At 73.1% G+C, this 15253-nt stretch carries 15 protein-coding genes and 1 pseudogene; 7 read left to right on the top strand and 9 right to left on the bottom strand.

Annotation, left to right across the window (positions count from 1 at the left end):
* Positions 1–4 precede the first annotated feature (4 nt).
* Positions 5–1036, top strand: coding sequence for a lactonase family protein (locus ACGFYV_RS10260; protein ID WP_393877916.1), 1032 nt, complete (start codon positions 5–7; stop codon positions 1034–1036).
* A 159-nt stretch (positions 1037–1195) separates the two neighbouring features.
* Here the strand turns inward: ACGFYV_RS10260 and ACGFYV_RS10255 are convergent, their stop codons facing one another.
* Positions 1196–2119: a sirohydrochlorin chelatase gene (locus tag ACGFYV_RS10255; RefSeq protein WP_393877915.1), complete on the bottom strand. Its 924-nt coding sequence runs from the start codon at positions 2117–2119 to the stop codon at positions 1196–1198.
* Between the two features lie 276 nt (positions 2120–2395).
* Between ACGFYV_RS10255 and ACGFYV_RS10250 the strand changes: the two genes are divergently transcribed.
* Complete coding sequence (locus ACGFYV_RS10250) at positions 2396–3073, top strand: uracil-DNA glycosylase (protein WP_393877914.1); 678 nt, start codon at positions 2396–2398, stop codon at positions 3071–3073.
* Between the two features lie 147 nt (positions 3074–3220).
* Here ACGFYV_RS10250 and ACGFYV_RS10245 read toward each other — a convergent pair whose 3' ends face one another.
* Together ACGFYV_RS10245 and ACGFYV_RS10240 are read right to left on the bottom strand one after the other, a co-directional pair.
* Positions 3221–3535, bottom strand: coding sequence for a hypothetical protein (locus tag ACGFYV_RS10245; RefSeq protein WP_393877913.1), 315 nt, complete (start codon positions 3533–3535; stop codon positions 3221–3223).
* Positions 3532–4149, bottom strand: coding sequence for a CoA transferase (locus tag ACGFYV_RS10240; protein ID WP_393877912.1), 618 nt, complete (start codon positions 4147–4149; stop codon positions 3532–3534). Before ACGFYV_RS10240 ends, ACGFYV_RS10245 begins: the two co-directional genes overlap by 4 nt.
* A gap of 173 nt (positions 4150–4322) precedes the next feature.
* Between ACGFYV_RS10240 and ACGFYV_RS10235 the strand changes: the two genes are divergently transcribed.
* Positions 4323–4511, top strand: a complete 189-nt coding sequence (locus ACGFYV_RS10235; protein WP_393877911.1) for a hypothetical protein — start codon at positions 4323–4325, stop codon at positions 4509–4511.
* Positions 4512–4513: 2 nt separating this feature from the next.
* On the opposite strand, the gene ACGFYV_RS10230 is transcribed toward ACGFYV_RS10235, so the two are convergent.
* Both ACGFYV_RS10230 and ACGFYV_RS10225 read right to left on the bottom strand, forming a co-directional pair.
* On the bottom strand, positions 4514–5104 hold the full coding sequence (locus tag ACGFYV_RS10230; RefSeq protein WP_393878015.1) for a 3-hydroxyacyl-CoA dehydrogenase NAD-binding domain-containing protein: 591 nt from the start codon (positions 5102–5104) through the stop codon (positions 4514–4516).
* 112 nt (positions 5105–5216) lie between these two features.
* Positions 5217–5552: pseudogene (locus ACGFYV_RS10225) on the bottom strand (3-hydroxyacyl-CoA dehydrogenase NAD-binding domain-containing protein); the annotation flags it as partial.
* On the opposite strand from ACGFYV_RS10225, the gene ACGFYV_RS10220 reads away from it, so the two are divergent.
* Together ACGFYV_RS10220 and ACGFYV_RS10215 are read left to right on the top strand one after the other, a co-directional pair.
* Complete coding sequence (locus tag ACGFYV_RS10220; RefSeq protein WP_393877910.1) at positions 5446–6423, top strand: LysR family transcriptional regulator; 978 nt, start codon at positions 5446–5448, stop codon at positions 6421–6423. The pseudogene ACGFYV_RS10225 and the gene ACGFYV_RS10220 overlap by 107 nt on opposite strands.
* Before the next feature lie 127 nt (positions 6424–6550).
* A complete protein-coding gene (locus tag ACGFYV_RS10215; protein ID WP_393877909.1) occupies positions 6551–7522 on the top strand; it encodes an NAD(P)H-quinone oxidoreductase in 972 nt (323 codons plus the stop codon).
* Between the two features lie 3 nt (positions 7523–7525).
* Here ACGFYV_RS10215 and ACGFYV_RS10210 read toward each other — a convergent pair whose 3' ends face one another.
* Positions 7526–8611, bottom strand: a complete 1086-nt coding sequence (locus tag ACGFYV_RS10210) for a WD40/YVTN/BNR-like repeat-containing protein (protein ID WP_393877908.1) — start codon at positions 8609–8611, stop codon at positions 7526–7528.
* 271 nt (positions 8612–8882) lie between these two features.
* Here ACGFYV_RS10210 and ACGFYV_RS10205 point away from each other — a divergent pair, with 271 nt between their 5' ends.
* A complete protein-coding gene (locus ACGFYV_RS10205; protein WP_393877907.1) occupies positions 8883–9470 on the top strand; it encodes a hypothetical protein in 588 nt (195 codons plus the stop codon).
* Between the two features lie 585 nt (positions 9471–10055).
* Here ACGFYV_RS10205 and ACGFYV_RS10200 read toward each other — a convergent pair.
* On the bottom strand, positions 10056–11720 hold the full coding sequence (locus tag ACGFYV_RS10200) for a DNA alkylation response protein (RefSeq protein ID WP_393877906.1): 1665 nt from the start codon (positions 11718–11720) through the stop codon (positions 10056–10058).
* Positions 11721–11791: 71 nt separating this feature from the next.
* Here ACGFYV_RS10200 and ACGFYV_RS10195 point away from each other — a divergent pair, with 71 nt between their 5' ends.
* Positions 11792–12556: a PaaX family transcriptional regulator C-terminal domain-containing protein gene (locus ACGFYV_RS10195; RefSeq protein ID WP_393877905.1), complete on the top strand. Its 765-nt coding sequence runs from the start codon at positions 11792–11794 to the stop codon at positions 12554–12556.
* A 291-nt stretch (positions 12557–12847) separates the two neighbouring features.
* Here ACGFYV_RS10195 and ACGFYV_RS10190 read toward each other — a convergent pair whose 3' ends face one another.
* A complete protein-coding gene (locus tag ACGFYV_RS10190; protein WP_393877904.1) occupies positions 12848–14197 on the bottom strand; it encodes an FAD-dependent oxidoreductase in 1350 nt (449 codons plus the stop codon).
* A gap of 217 nt (positions 14198–14414) precedes the next feature.
* Complete coding sequence (locus ACGFYV_RS10185) at positions 14415–15119, bottom strand: TetR/AcrR family transcriptional regulator (protein WP_393877903.1); 705 nt, start codon at positions 15117–15119, stop codon at positions 14415–14417.
* Positions 15120–15253 lie beyond the last annotated feature (134 nt).

The raw sequence follows: 15253 nt of genomic DNA, 5'->3' as shown, positions 1-15253 counted from the left end.
AGCGGTGGCAGAAGGCGGCAGGCGGCACAGGGCGTTCATCGGCTCGTTCACGGCGGCGGGCGGGCCGGGACTGGTGACCGCGGAGGTCCGCCCCGGCACCGGCGCGCTGGTCCTCACCGGCAGCCTCGGCACGGTGCCCGACCCGTCCTATCTGGCCCTGTCGCCGGACGGGACCATGCTCTACGCGGTCAGCGAGACGGCCGAGGGAGCCGTCGCCGCCTACCGCGTACGGGGCGACAAGCTGGAGCCCGCCGGGCCGCCCGTCCCGCTCGACGCCGGCGGACCCACCCACCTCGGCCTGTACGCCGGACACGTCCTGACCGCCGACTACGGCTCCGGGAGCGTCACCGCCGTACCGGTGCGCCCGGACGGGACCCTCGCCACAGCGCCCTCGGGACAGCTGCGGCACACCGGTTCGGGACCGCACGACCGGCGCCAGCGCGGCCCGCACGCCCACCAGGTGCAGGCCGACCCCAGCGGTCGCTGGGCCGTCAGCGTGGACCTCGGCACGGACTCGGTCCGGGTGTGCACCCTGGACGGCGGCGCCCCCGTCCTGCACCGCGAGATCGCCCTGCGCCCCGGCTCCGGCCCCCGCCACCTGGCCTTCCATCCGGACGGCGAGCACGCCTACGTGGTCAACGAACTCACCCCGACGGTCACGGTCTGCCGCTGGGACGCCGCCGGCGGCTCCCTGAAGCCGCTGACCGAGGTCATGGCCCTGCCCGGCGCCCCGGCCGGCGACGCGTACCCCTCCGGGATCGTCGCGTCCCCCGACGGCCGCTTCGTGTGGACCGCGACCCGCGGCGAGGACGTCCTGTCCGTGTTCCGTGTGGAGGGCGACGCCCTGCGCCTGATCGGCACGGTGCCGTGCGGCGGCCACTGGCCGCGCGCCCTCGCCGAGCACGGCGGCTACCTCTACGCGGCCAACGAACGCTCCGGCGACGTGACCTGGTTCGCGATCGACGAGCCGACCGGGCTGCCGCGCTACGACGGCTCCGTGAAGGTGCCCGCGGCGTCCTGCGTGATCTTCGACTGACCCCGGCCCGACCTCGAACCCGGCCCCGGCCTCGAACCCGGCCCTGGCCTCGACCCCGGCCCCGACCACGACGGCGAAGGGCCCGCTCCGGGAGCCGGACGCTTGGCGTCTGGGAGTCGGAGCGGGCCTTTCGCCGTACGTATGCCGTGTCGTGCCCGGTCAGCGAACCGGCGTGCCCTGCGCCTGCTGCGGGGCGATACCCAGGGCGTTCGTGTACTTGGCGAGCGTGAGCTTGCCGATCGCCGGGTAGGCGCCGAGCGGCTCCGCCATGGCGCATCCCGCCTCCTCGGCGGCTGCGGCCAGCAGCGCGGCGTCGATCTCCGGGCCGATCAGGTACGGCGCGAGGGCCAGCTGCTGCGAGCCCGCCGAGCGCAGCTGCTCGGCGACGGAGGCGATCGAACCCTCCTGGTCCAGAGCCGCCGCCATCACCGGCACGGCCAGGCGCGCGGCGAGCAGCATGCCGGTGATCCCGGCCGCCTGCACGGCCTCGTCACCGCCCACGGAGGCCAGGATGATGCCGTCGGCGGCCGTGGCCACGGTGAACAGCCGGGCGCGGTCGGCGCGGGCCAGACCGGCCTCGGACAGGCGCACGTGCAGGGCCTCGGCGAGCAGCGGGTGCGGGCCGAGGACGTCGGTCAGCTCGGCGGCGACCCGGCTGTCCATCACGGACTGGCGGATCTGGCGCAGCAGGCTGTTGTCCGGGCCGGCCAGCAGCGGTACGACCACGGCCACCGGGCCGTCCGGCTCCTTGACGTCGACACCCGCGGCGCGGGCCTGCTCGTAGCGGGCGGTGCGCTCCTCGGCGGTGTGCGCCAGCACGGAGCGGAGAGTCGGGAACTCGGTGTCGTCCCCGTCCAGGTAACCGATCCGGGCGTCCAGGCCGGGCAGCTCGGAGCGGGCGATGCTCACGACCTCCTCGGCGAGGCTGCGCGTGGCGGCGCTGGGCGTGCCGGGCACGGCGAGGACGAACGCGGGGGCGTCCTCGGGAGCCACCAGCGGTTCCGGTCGGCGGTGCCGTCCGGGCTGGCGGGGTCGCGGCATTCGTACTGGCAGGCCGGACGCGGGCCCAGTGGGGGAGCTCATGGCGCCGCATGTTACTGGCTTCCTGGGCTCCCCTGTTCGGGGAGGGTGCAGGTGAGCGGTATCCGTCCGCTTTTGTCTGATGAGTTGCGCACGAATGGCACGTGTTCGGGGCACATGCCGGACACATGTGCAGCCATCGCCTTCGATCCCCTTTTGCGGTGACCGTGTACAGCATGGCAGGTTCACCCGGCCGGGTGAACCGACCGGTGCTCGTCCGTACGGGGTCCCCTGGCTGTGGCGGGGCGTTGTCGGTGTCGGCCACTAGAGTGACGTTCCGTGGCACGACGACCGTTGCATGAACTTGTGGATCCCGGCTGGGCGAAGGCCCTGGACCCGGTGGCCGAGCGTATTGCGGCCATGGGGGACTTCCTGCGCGCCGAGGTGGCGGCAGGCCGGACGTATCTCCCGTCCGGGGCGAACGTCCTGCGGGCCTTCCAGCAACCCTTCGACGACGTGAGGGTTCTGATCGTCGGTCAGGATCCCTACCCGACGCCCGGAATGGCGATCGGCCTGAGCTTCGCGGTGGCGCCGGAGGTGCGGTCGCTGCCGGGCAGCCTGGAGAACATCTACCGTGAGCTGAACACGGACCTGGGCCTGCCCCGCCCCTCCAACGGTGATCTGACCCCGTGGACCCGCCAGGGCGTGCTGCTGCTGAACAGGGCCCTGAGCACCGCCCCGCGCAAGCCCGGGGCGCACCGGGGCAAGGGCTGGGAGGAGGTCACCGAGCAGGCCATCCGGGCGCTCGCCGCGCGGGGAAAGCCGCTGGTGTCCATTCTCTGGGGCCGCGACGCCCGCAATCTGCGGCCACTGCTGGGGGAGTACCCGGCGATCGAGTCGGCGCATCCCTCGCCGATGTCGGCCGACCGCGGCTTCTTCGGCTCGCGCCCGTTCAGCCGGGCCAACGAGTACCTGACCGGGCAGGGCGCCGAGCCGGTGGACTGGCGACTGCCGTAGACCGCCTCGAAAGCGAGCCCCGGGCCAAGGGATTCGAAGGCGAGCTCCGGGCCAAGGGTCTTGAAGGCGAGTCCCGGGCCAAGGGCTGTGAAAGAGAGTCCCGGGCGACGGGCCCGGGGCGGTCCGCACGCTGCGGCAGCAGCTCGGTCACACGGTGGTCAGCCACTCCGGGCGCTGGGAGCCGCGCGGAACCAGGATCTGCCGGTAGGAGCCCGGGGTGTCCGACATCCGCACCTGGCCGGTGATGCCCTGGTAGTGGCCGAGCGGGGTCTCGGCGGTGAAGACCTCGGGATCCGGGTAGGCGTGCAACTCGCCGGTGCCCGCGACCTGCTTCGCGTAGTCCTGGTCGAAGACGCCCATGGACAGGATCCACAGGGCCACGCGGGACAGCGAGACGTGGACGCGGTAGCCGCCGCCGTCCTTGGCGCGCCGGCGCAGCGCCTCGGCGACACCGGCCGTCAAGAACCACGAGACGAGGTAGTCGTTGACGACGGTGATGCGCGGCAGGGCCGGCTTGTCCCGTCGCCCTCCAGGTGCAGGAGACCCGTGAGCGCGCCGGCGGTCTGGTCGAAGCCGAGGTAGTCCTTCCACGGACCGGTCCTGCCGTTCAGCGACACCGTGGCGTGGATCAGACCGGGCCGGCGCTCGACGGCCTCTTCCTCGGTCAGGCCGCCCCGGTCCAGGAAGCCCGGACGGCGGTAGGCGTAGAAGACGTCGGCCTCGGACTGGCGCCGGTGGATGAGCGCCAGGCCCTCCTTGGTGTACGGGTCCACCGTGGCGGAACGCACGCCGACGCCGGTCGTGTTGTAGGTGACGTCGTGTTCGAGCTCGTGGGGACGCCACAGGTTCAGCACGTCCGCGCCGTGCAGCGCCATGGCACGTCCGGCACCGGCACCGGCACCGGCGATGATGTGGCCCATGCCCAGCGCGCGCACGCCGTCGAACGGGGCGATCGGGTTCGCGGGCAGCGGCTCGGGCTCGCTGTCACCGATGCGGGTGATCTCCACCAGCTGCAGCTCGGACAGGACCTGCTGGTACTGCTCCTCCTCCAGGATCTCCCGGGGTGTGCGCACCATCGGCATGACGCAGCCGGCCTCGGCGCCCGCCCGGTCCAGCTCCCGGGCGTTCCACCGCGAGATCGCGGCCTCAGGGCGGCGACGGCGGCGGACTTGGCGACCAGGGAGATGCCGGAGGCCGCGCCGAGGCGCAGGGTGCTCGGTACGACCGGGTCCGCGCCCTCGAAGGTGATGTGGCCGCCGGTGTCGCCCGGCTGGAGGCCGATGCCCGCGAGCACCTCGTTCGTCTCGGTGTGGACGTCGAACGCGTCGTCGGTGGCCGGGTTGTCGACGGCCTGCTTGATCTTGTCGGTGAGATTCATGACCTGTTCGTTTCTCAGGTGGGGTGCGGTGGGGTGCGGTGGGGGGGCCGGGGGGTGTGAGATCAGGCGCGGGCGCGGGCGCGGCCGGTGTCCGGGGTCTCGCCCAGGGCGCGCATGAGCGCGATCTGCTTGCGGTCGCGCTCCGCGGCGAGTTCCTCGACGGTGCCGCCTGCGAAGGCCTCGTTCGCCTGGTCGACGAGGGTGGCGACGGTGGCGTCGTCGAAGGTGGGACTGCCCAGTGCCGGCCACATGTCGGCCTCCATGGCGCGGCCGAGGTGCTCGATGAAGTGGGGCAGGCCGCCGGGGCCGCCACCGAGATGGAAGGTGCGGAACGGACCGGCGACCGCCCAGCGCATCCCGATGGAGGAGGTGACGATGTCGTCGAGTTCCCGCTCCGTCACCACCCCCTGGGCGACCAGGTGCACGCACTCGCGGAAGATCGCGGACTGCAGGCGGTTGGCGACGAACCCCGGGACCTCCTTGCGCAGGACCTGTGGCTTCTTGCCGAGCGCGGCGTAGAACTCCTTGGCCCGGCGCACCGTTTCCCCGGAGGTCCTCTCGCCCGGCACGATCTCGACCAGCGGCACCAGGTGCGGCGGGTTGAAGGGGTGGCCCACGACGAGGCGCTCGGGCTGCCGCATCGCCGCGGCGATGGCCGTCGCCGGGATGCCGGAGGTCGAGGTGGCCGGCAGCGCGTGGGCGGGTGGCCGCGTCCTCGACGGTCCGCCAGATCCGCCGCTTGAGTTCCAGGCGCTCGGGGCCGTTCTTCTGGACGATGTCCGCCTGCACGACGGCGGTGGCGAGGTCGGCCTCGAAGGAGAGCCCGGCGGTGAGGTTCTCGGTGGGCAGACCGAGCTGGGCCAGGGCCGGGGTGATCTCCTCCAGGCCCGCGAGGACGAGATCCCTGATGTCGGGGCGCGGGTCGCTGACGACGACCTCGATGCCGTGGGCGAGGAAGAGACCGGCCCAGGAGACGCCGATCACGCCGCCGCCGATGAGCGCGGCGCGCTTGGCGGCGCGCTTGTCGAAACGGCTGCTGGAACAGTTCCTGGTGGTGGCCGACGAGAAGCAATTCGGCCGGGCCGCCGAGCGGCTCGTCATGAGCCAGCCACCGCTCAGCCAGTCGATTCAGCGCCTGGAACGGGGGCTGGGGGTGCGGCTGTTCGAGCGGGGTCCAGGAGGCGTCTCCCTGACCCCGGCGGGTGAGGCGTTCGTGGTGGACGCCCAGCGGCTCCTCAACGCCCAGTCGGCGGCCGTCGAGCGCGTCCGCAGGATCGCGAGCGGCCTGGAGGGCGACGTCCGGCTGGGGTACGTGAGTGTCCTCAGCCACCACTACCTGCCCGGACTCCTTCGCTCGGCTGCCCAGGAACTGCCGGGGCTGCGCATCCATCTTTGTCAGGACTCGTCGGTCGCGGTCGCCGACATGGTCCGTTCCGGAGCGCTCGACCTCGGGTTCCTGCGCGGTCCCGCGCCCCTGTCGGACGAACTCGTCAGTGAGGTGTTCGCCGTCGAGCGCATCGCCGCGGCCCTGCCGCTCGAACACCCCCTGGCCGGGGCCGACGAGATCCACCTGGCCGATCTCCGCAGCGACGACTTCGTCCTCCCGGACGCGGCGGCCCTGCCGACCTTGGCCCAGCAGCTTCAACTCGCCTGCGCGGAGGCGGGATTCGCGCCGCGCGTCCGCGCGGTGGCCGACGACCTCTCCAGCCTGTTCAGCTACGTCGCCTCCGGGCTGTGCGTGAGCCTGCGGCCCGAGCTGCTGCGGGAGGGCTTCCCGATCCCCGGAGTCGCCCTCGTCCCGCTGCGCGGGGCGTCGCGCCGACTGGAGACCTCCGTGGTCGCCGTGCGCCGCCCGGAGGCGGACGCGGCCGTACTGCGCCTGCTGGAGCTGGTGAGACCGGGGGGCGGGGGAGGTCGGGAGAAGCCGGGTGAGGGTGAGCCCGGCGCGGCCGTGATTCCTTCTTCGCCGTAGCGAGCCGCCCGTCACCCAATGTTGGCACCGCATACTTTGCACCCTGGTGTGTGCAGTAGTGTGTGCACTGTAAACATCGGGCTCCTTGGCGAGCCACCCATTCCCTCAGCCGTGTGGACGGAGTGTCATGAAGGCGATTTCGATCAAGGAGCCGGGCGGTCCCGAGGTCCTGCGATGGACCGAGGTCGAGGACCCGTCGCCGGCGGCCGGCGAGGTCGTCGTCGACGTGGTGGCGAGCGCGCTCAACCGGGCCGACGTCGCCCAGCGGCTGGGCCTCTACCCGGTGCCGCCGGGCGCGTCGCCGTATCCCGGACTCGAGGTGTCCGGCCGTATCAGCGCCGTCGGCGAGGGAGTGACCGGCCATCAGGTGGGCGACGAGGTCTGCGCCCTGCTGGCGGGGGGCGGCTACGCGCAGAAAGTCGCCGTCCCAGCAGGCCAGTTGCTCACGATCCCCAGGGGAATCGACCTGGTCGAGGCTGCCGCCCTGCCCGAGGCGGTCGCCACGGTGTGGTCGAACATCGTCATGACCGGACACCTGAAGAAGGGCGAGACCTTCCTCATGCACGGCGGGGCCGGCGGCATCGGAACCATGGCGATCCAGATCGCCAAGGCGCTCGGCGCGCGCGTCGTCACCACCGTCGGCGGACCCGAGAAGGCCGCCGTGGTCCGGGAACTCGGCGCCGACCTGGCGATCGACCACCTGACGGAGGACTTCACCGTGCACGGCCCCTACGACGTGATCCTCGACGTCGTGGGCGGCCGGTACCTCGAACGCAACGTCCAGTCCCTGGCCCTCGACGGGCGCCTCGTCGTCATCGGCCTCCAGGACGGCCTCGAAGGCCAACTCAACCTCGCCGACCTGGTGTTCAAGCGCAAGTCCGTCCACGGTACGACCCTGCGCTCGCGCCCCGCGGAGCAGAAGGCCGCCATCGTGGCCGAGGTGCGCAAGCACGTATGGCCGATGATCGAGAGCGGAGCGGTCCGTCAGGTCGTCGACCGGACGCTGCCCATGTCCGAGGCCGCCGAGGCACACCGGCTGCTGGACACGGGCCGCCACATCGGCAAGATCCTGCTGGTGAACGACACCCCCTCGTCGTAGTCCTCAGGCGATCACCGCCGCCCGTACGCACAGCACGTCCGGCAGATGCGCGGCCAACTGCTGCCAGCTGTCGCCGTCGTCGGCCGAGGCGAACACCTCGCCGTTGCGGTTGCCGAAGTAGACACCGGCCGGATCCGCGTCGTCCGTGCACAGCGCGTCGCGCAGCACGGTGCCGTAGTGGTCGTCCTCCGGCAGCCCCTTGGACAGGGGCTCCCAGTGCGCGCCCGCGTCGGTGGTGCGGTAGACCCGGCAGCGGTGGCCGGCGGGAACCCGGTCGCTGTCCGCGTTGATCGGGAAGAGGTAGGCCGTGTCACCCCGGTGCGGATGCGCGGCCACCGCGAAGCCGAACGTGGACGGCAGCCCCTCGCCGATGTCGGTCCAGTGCGCACCCGCGTCGTCGCTGCGGTACACGCCCCAGTGGTTCTGCAGATACAGCCGGTCCGGGTTCACCGCGTCCCGGGTCACCTTGTGCACGCACTGGCCGAACTCGGGGTTCGGTTCCGGCAGGAACGCCGCGGAGACACCGGAGTTGGACGGGGCCCAGCTCGCCCCGCCGTCGGTGGTGCGGAACACCCCGGCCGTGGAGACGGCCACGGTCACCGCCTGCGGGTCGCGTGCGTCGGTGAGCACCGTGTGCATGCCCTCACCGCCGCCGCCCGGCACCCACCGGGAGCGGGTCGGGTGCTCCCACAGCGGACGCACCAGCTCGAAGCTCTCCCCGCGGTCCTCCGAGCGGTACAGCGCGGCCGGTTCCGTGCCCGCGTACACCACGTCCGGCTCGGCGGCGGCCGGGTGCAGCTGCCAGACCCGCTCCAGCGAAGCGCCGGTGTCCTTGGGGAACTTGACGGCGGGACGGGCCGGCTCGGTCCATGTGCGGCCCAGGTCGTCGGAGTGGAACACCGACGGGCCCCAGTGCGCGCTGTCACCGCCCGCGAGCAGGCGCGGTGTGCCGTTGCGGGTGTCGATCGCGACCGAATAGACGGCCTGCGCGTTGAAGTGGGGAGCCTCGTCGAACTCCCAGATGCCACCGCGCCGTCGCGCGAGAAAGAGGCCCTTGCGGGTACCCACCGCCAGCAGAACCTCGGTCATGCCGATCACCTCCGGGACGTCGTTGTCCAGGTAGTCGTCAGATATCGGCCAGTGTGCACCCCACCACTGACAGTCACCCCGAGAGCCGGCATCGCCGCAGGTCACAGAGGTGTCCTCGGCCTGTCGCGGAGATCGGCCCGGCCCTTTCCCCGGATGCGCCTGCGCGGAAGGGGTCTCTCGTGCGACCGTCGGGAGGAGGCTCGGCTGAGCAGTGGGGCGGACTCGCCCGTGCAAGAGGGCGGTCCGGCTCGTCGGTGCGCTCGTGGGGAGGATGCCTTTGAAGGCGTTCCGTGGTCGGAAGGTGTGGCTGTGGCGCTGGCGGCGCAATCCGCTCAAGCGCCGGACCGATGTGGTGGAGGCCTGGGTCGTGCTCGGCGCGTGGCTGCTGGCCGCCCTGGTCGGTGTGGCCGCCGGGCTCGGGGCGGCCCGGTCGGTGGAACGCGGCCTGGCCGCGGAACGCGCCACCTGGCGTCCCACCGTCGCCCGCGTCCTCGGCCGCGCACCCGGCAGGCCCGCCGTGCGGATGCCGGTCGCCGAGCGGGTCTGGGCCAAGGTCCGCTGGACCCGGCCCGACGGCTCGGTCCACACCGGTGAGGCGCGCGTCCCGCTGGGCAGTAAGGCAGGCACCCCCGTCACCGTCTGGACCGACCCCCGGGGCCACCTCGTCACCCGCCCCACCGCCCCCTCCGAGGCCGGCTTCCGCGCCTCCCTCATGGGCGGCCTCGTCGGCGTCAGCGCGGGTGCGGTCCCCTTCGTCGGCGGACTCGTCCTGCGCGGACGCCTGGAACGCCGGCGCCTGGCCCGCTGGGACGCGGAATGGGCCCGGTTCGGACCACAGTGGGGCAGCACGATCGGCTGAGGGCGGGGCTCGGCGTCTGAGATCGGGTTGCGGCAACCGGGTTGCGGCCTGTGGCAACTGGTCTGTGGCAACTGGCCTGCGGCCGGCGGGATTCGGTCGTAGGGCCGTGGAATGGGCCGGGTTCGAGGCGCACGGGGCGGCATGATCGGTTGAGGGCGGGGACTGGGCGTCTGGGATCGGGTTGCGGCAACCGGCCCTGCGGCCTGCCGTCTTCGGGTTCTGGCTGTGGGCCCGTGGAATGGGCCCGGTTCGAGGCACAGGGAGCGGCATGATCGGCTGCGGGATTCCGGAGCCGGCCTCCAGACCCCGGGATCCGGCCCCTGACCTCCGGTCCTTGAGCCCCGCCTCCGACCCCGACCTCCGGTCTCTGGGTCCCGCGCCCGCTTCCGACCCCCGACCCCGCGTCTCCGGGCCCCGCTCCCGCCCCTGCCCCCGGTCCCAGGGGCTCTGGGCCCCGCCCCCGGGTCTCTGGGCCCCAGGGGCCCCGGCGTCGAACGGCTCCGACGGGTCGTCTCCAGGTGTCCTGAACAGCAGCGGGCCGACCGCGCGGAGGTGCCGGCCCGCTCAAGGATCACCGCTCAGGCTTCAGTTCCGCTCGGGCAGGGACCGTTCCAGGATCGCGTCCAGGTCCGTCCCGGAGGGCAGCGTGCCGAAGGCGTGTCCCCAGTCGCCGCCCAGCCGGGTCGCGCAGAAGGCGTCCGCGACCGGGTGCGGGGCATGCCGGACCAGCAGCGAGGCCTGCAGGGCGAGCGCCATCCGCTCGACCAGCCGGCGGGCGCTCACCTGGTCGGCGTCGGCCAACTGCGCCTTCAGACCGGCCACGGCCGAGTCCAGCCGCGCGTCGGCCCCGCGCGCGAGCGCGAGTTCCGTGAACAGGGCGTCGGCGGTGTCCGCGTCACGGCCGAGCGCGCGCAGCACGTCGAGCGCGTTGACGTTCCCCGACCCCTCCCAGATCGACAGCAGCGGAGCCTCCCGGTAGTGGCGGGGCATCCCGGACTCCTCCACGTACCCGTTGCCGCCCAGGCACTCCAGGGCCTCGGCGGTGAACGCCGGGCCCCGCTTGGTCACCCAGTACTTGCCGACGGCGGTGGCGATGCGCCGGAAAGCCCGCTCCCCGGCGTCCCCGCGCACCGCCCGGTCCGCGGCCCCGGCCAGCCGCAGCGTGAGCGTCGTCGCGGCCTCCGACTCCAGCGCCAGGTCCGCCAGGACGTTGCGCATGAGCGGCTGATCGAACAGCCGGGCGCCGAACGCGCTGCGGTGGCGCGCGTGGTGACCCGCCTCGACGAGCGTCTTGCGCATCAGGGTCGCCGAGGACATCACGCAGTCCAGCCGGGTGCAGTTGACCATCTCGATGATCGTCTTCACGCCCCGCCCCTCGGCTCCGACGAGCCAGGCCACCGTCTGGTCGAACTCCGGCTCGGAGGAGGCGTTGGAACGGTTGCCGAGCTTGTCCTTCAGCCGCTGGATGCGGAAGGTGTTGCGGCTGCCGTCCGGAAGCACGCGCGGCACCAGGAAGCACGAGAGGCCGCCCGGCGCCTGGGCCAGCACCAGGAACACGTCGCACATGGGCGCCGAGGTGAACCACTTGTGCCCGCGCAGGGTGTACACGCCGGGCTCGCCGGTCGGCGCGGCCACGGTGGTGTTCGTCCGCACGTCCGAGCCGCCCTGCTTCTCGGTCATGCCCATCCCGGCGAGCAGACCGGGCTTCTCGGTGGGCACGCGCAGTTCCGGGTCGTACACGCGGCTGGTGAGCAGCGGTTCGTAGACCTTGGCCAGTTCCGGCGTGGCGCGCAGGGCGGGGACGGCGGCGTACGTCATGGACGTCGGACAGCCGTGCCCGGCCTCCGTGTGCCCCCACACCAGCCCGCCCGCGGTACGGACCACGTGCGCGCCGGGCCGGTCGTCCGCCCATGGGGCGCCGGCCAGGCCCTCGGCGACCGCGGTGCGCATCAGGTGGTGCCAGCTGGGGTGGAACTCGACCTCGTCGACGCGGTGGCCGTAGCGGTCGTGGGTGCGCAGCTCCGGCTCGTGCCGGTTGGCCAGCTCACCCCACTCCTGGGCCTGTGCCCCGCCCGCGTGGAGCCCGAGTCGCCGGATGTCGTCCTCGGCCCAGCCGGCGCCCTCCCGGCGCAGCCCCTCCAGCAGGGCCCGGTCGTCGGAGGCGTCGTAGGGGGCCAGGGGCGGGGCCTGGTTGGTGACGTCGTGGGTGGCGTGCTGCGGCTGAACCGACTGCGCGGGTATCGAGACCATACGGCCATGTTGCACCTTCGATGCGGCTGTAGCAATGATGCAACAAGGAGGCGCACGTACAGTACGTGCCCATGCACATGAACCTCTCGGCCGAACCGGACGAGGCCGCGGCCGGACTGCGCCCGCTGTCCGCGCGGTCCGTCGTCCTGAGCCTGCTGCTCGGCGCGCATCCGCCGAGGCTGCCGGTCAAGGACCTCGTCCGGCTGGTGGAGCCGTTCGGCGTGGGCGGCTCCACGCTGCGGGCCGCGCTGAGCCGGATGGTGGCCTCCGGCGACCTCCGGCGCACCGACGCCGTCTACGGACTCAGCGAGCGGCTGCTGGCGCGCCAGGTCCGCCAGGACGAGGCCGTGCACCCGCGCACGCGCGCGTGGGACGGTGACTGGGAGATGGTCGTGATCACGGCGACGGGCCGAGGCCCCGCCGAACGCGCCGACCTGCGCACCCGGCTGACCGGCCTGCGCCTGGCCGAACTCCGCGAGGGCGTGTGGCTGCGCCCCGCCAACCTCGACCGGCCCCTGCCCGACGAACTGCGGCGCGTGGTCCAGTCGTACACCGCCCGCCCCGACGGCTCCCCGCAGGACCTCGTCGCCGGCCTGTGGCCGCTGGACACCTGGTCGGCCACCGCCCGGACCGTGCTCACTCGCGTGGCCGCCTCCCGCCACCCCGCCGACCGCCTCACCTCCTTCGCCGCGGCCGTCCGCCACCTCCTCACCGACCCGGTCCTGCCCCCCGCCCTCCTGCCCCCCGACTGGCCCGGCGAGGCACTGCGGACGGCGTACGCCGACTACCAGACGGAGCTGGCCACATCCGTGGGGTTGCGGAGGAGCGAGGACTGATCACGCACGAGGCCGACGACGCCCCGTCCACCGCGCTGTGCCGACGGCGCCCCGTCGCCCTCGTTGTGCCCGCGGCGCCACGCCGACGAAGCGGCGCCCCATGCCCACTGCACGGCGCCGACATGTCGACCGCGACCGCGCCATGCCGCGGACGCCGCACCGCCCATCACCGCCCATACGAGGCCGACGGCGCGACGCCCCCCGCACCAATCCCCCCGCACCGATCGGCCCACCCCCGTCCGCCCTCACCAAGCGGACCGCACCACCCCGACCGCCCTACGCCGACCGCCCTTACCCCGACCTCGCCGCTCCCAGCAGCGCGTCCCAGTTCGCCAGTTTGACCACGTTGCGGCCCAGGCGGGCGCCCAGGTCGGCCTCGGCGCGCTCGATGGCCAGCCAGCCCTGCCACGGCACCGGCTCGATCCCGGCCGCCCTCAGGGCCGGGAGCGGGTCCTCCGGCACCTGCTGGGACGCGAGCGCGGGCGCGTCCGCGAGCAGGGAGGTGACCGTCTCCTTGGCGCACGGCCGGTTGGTGCCGATGACGCCGGTCGGGCCGCGCTTGATCCAGCCGGCGACGTACTCACCGGGGGAGGCGACGCCGTCGCGCACGATCCGGCCCTCCAGGTGCGGCACCGTGCCGCGCGTCGCGTCGAACGGCAGCCCCTCCAGCGGCACTCCGCGATAGCCCACCGAGCGCAGCACCAACTGCGCGGGCACCTCCTCGAACCGGCCGGTGCCCGTCACGCCGCCGTGCCCGTCCGGTGCCGTCCGCTCGAAGCGCACGCCGGCCACCCGCCCGTCCTGCCCGAGCACTTCCACCGGACGCAGGAAGAACCGCATCCTGATCCGGCGGTCCACCTCCCGGGGCGGAGCAGCCGCCCAGTCGCGCAGCACCTCCGCGTTGCGGCGCTGCACCGCAGGCAGCGCGGACAGCGCCGACGGCTCGGCGAAGGCCGGATCGAGCGCCAACTCCCGCGGATCGACGATGACTTCGGTGCCGGGCAGACCGCCAAGCTCGCGCAGCTCCTTGGTGGTGAAGCGGGCCTGCGTGGGGCCGCGCCGGCCCACCATGTGGACGTCGGTGACCCCGCTGGCCGCCAGCGCGTCCAGGGCGCCCTGCGGCATGTCCGTCGGACGCAGCTCGCCCACGCCGCGGACCAGCATCCGTGTGACGTCCACCGCCACGTTGCCCAGCCCTATGACCACCGCGGACCGCACCCCGCGCAGGAAGCCCTCGTCCACGGCGTCCGGATGCGCGCTGTACCAGGACACGAACTCCGTCGCCGACCAGCTGCCCGTCAGATGCTCGCCCGGGATGCCGAGCCGGCGGTCGGTGGCGGCTCCCACGCAGTACACGACCGCGTGGTACAGCTCCCGGAGCCGCTTCACGGGAATCCCGCGCGGCCCGCCCACCGCGACCCCGCCGAGGAACCGCACCCGGTCGTGCTCCAGCACGGTCCGCAGGTTGTTCTGCAGGGACTTGATCTTCTCGTGGTCCGGAGCCACGCCGTAGCGCACCAGGCCGTACGGGCAGGGCAGCCGGTCCAGGACGTCGACCTGTACGTCGGGATCCCGCTGGACCAGACTCTGGGCGGTGTAGCACCCGCTCGGCCCGGAGCCGACGACGGCGACACGCAGCACGGCGGTACTCCTCACCCCAGGGGCAGCTGGAGAGTGTGCCTGACGGCTCCAGCATGGCACCGGCGGGCCCGCCGGTGCAGCGACCGGCCGGTGACACGGACGCGTGTCCGCCCTGATGGAGGGTGATCGCGCGGTTACGCCACGGATCGGCGAGCCGCCACCCGAGAGGCACCCGCCACGCTCACCCGGTCCGTTCGTCGGCCCCTGCAGCGGTCCGCTACTCGGCCTGCGCCGCAGTCCGCTCCTCCGGCCGTCCCTCGGTCCGCTCCCCGGTCGCGAAGAACCGCGACAGATCCTGCTCCTGCTGCCGCGCCTCCGCGTCCGTGCCGCTCTCCGGCGGGACGCCCATGTCCCAGTCGAGCCCGTACCGCTCGAACAGCTCCGACCGCAGGACCGGGACGGGCATCGGAACCCCCGGAACCAGCGCCGCGTACACCGCTCCCATCAGCAGCGCCCGCAGCATCGGATAGTCGGCCGTCACGCTGTCGGAGCCGTAGCGGGCGACGGTGTCGCCGAGCAGTTCCGCGAGTCGCCGCTGTTCCGGGCACTGCACGAAGCCCTCGGCCTGGAGCAGCCCCGCCATGTGCTGCCGCATGAGCACCGGCTGGTCCCGGGCCAGGCCCAGGATCGCGTCGATGGCCCGCGCCAGCCGCTCCCGGCCGTCGTCGGTGCGCGGCTCCTGCTCCAGCGCATCCTCCAGCGTGCAGTGCATCACCCGGTGCACGGCGGACTGCACCAACTGGCGCTTGCCGGGGAAGTAGTAGGACACCAGTCCGCGCGCCGAACCGGCGCGGTCCGCGATCGCGCCCAGCGTGGTGGCCTCGAATCCGCGCTCACCGACGAGTTCGAGCGCTGCCTGCAGCAGCCGCTCCCGGGAACGTCGTCGCAACTCTTCATTGACCGAGGCGCTCCGCGGGGACATCCTTGAACTCCTGCGTTGACTGGCTGTCAGCCAACTATACTCAACGCATCAGGCACCGCTGTGCGTGGGAGCCTGCTCAAGGCTGCCGTCCGTCTGGGGCGACGCGGGGGATCGTCTCAGACGGACGGCATTGG

Source organism: Streptomyces sp. NPDC048297, assembly GCF_043201585.1.
In the GTDB taxonomy this organism is placed as follows: Bacteria; Actinomycetota; Actinomycetes; order Streptomycetales; family Streptomycetaceae; genus Streptomyces.
The sequence above is the reverse complement of the archived record's forward strand: the minus strand, read 5'-3'. Positions and strand labels throughout refer to the sequence as shown.

Bases quoted from the DNA above. Each gene is read 5' to 3' on its own strand.
- ACGFYV_RS10255 (WP_393877915.1), bottom strand. From the start codon at position 2,119: ATGAGCTCCCCCACTGGGCCCGCGTCCGGCCTGCCAGTACGAATGCCG.
- ACGFYV_RS10240 (WP_393877912.1), bottom strand. From the start codon at position 4,149: ATGGTGCGCACACCCCGGGAGATCCTGGAGGAGGAGCAGTACCAGCAG.
- ACGFYV_RS10220 (WP_393877910.1), top strand. From the start codon at position 5,446: ATGAGCGCGGCGCGCTTGGCGGCGCGCTTGTCGAAACGGCTGCTGGAA.
- ACGFYV_RS10215 (WP_393877909.1), top strand. From the start codon at position 6,551: ATGAAGGCGATTTCGATCAAGGAGCCGGGCGGTCCCGAGGTCCTGCGA.
- ACGFYV_RS10210 (WP_393877908.1), bottom strand. From the start codon at position 8,611: ATGACCGAGGTTCTGCTGGCGGTGGGTACCCGCAAGGGCCTCTTTCTC.
- ACGFYV_RS10205 (WP_393877907.1), top strand. From the start codon at position 8,883: ATGCCTTTGAAGGCGTTCCGTGGTCGGAAGGTGTGGCTGTGGCGCTGG.
- ACGFYV_RS10200 (WP_393877906.1), bottom strand. From the start codon at position 11,720: ATGGTCTCGATACCCGCGCAGTCGGTTCAGCCGCAGCACGCCACCCAC.
- ACGFYV_RS10195 (WP_393877905.1), top strand. From the start codon at position 11,792: ATGCACATGAACCTCTCGGCCGAACCGGACGAGGCCGCGGCCGGACTG.
- ACGFYV_RS10185 (WP_393877903.1), bottom strand. From the start codon at position 15,119: ATGTCCCCGCGGAGCGCCTCGGTCAATGAAGAGTTGCGACGACGTTCC.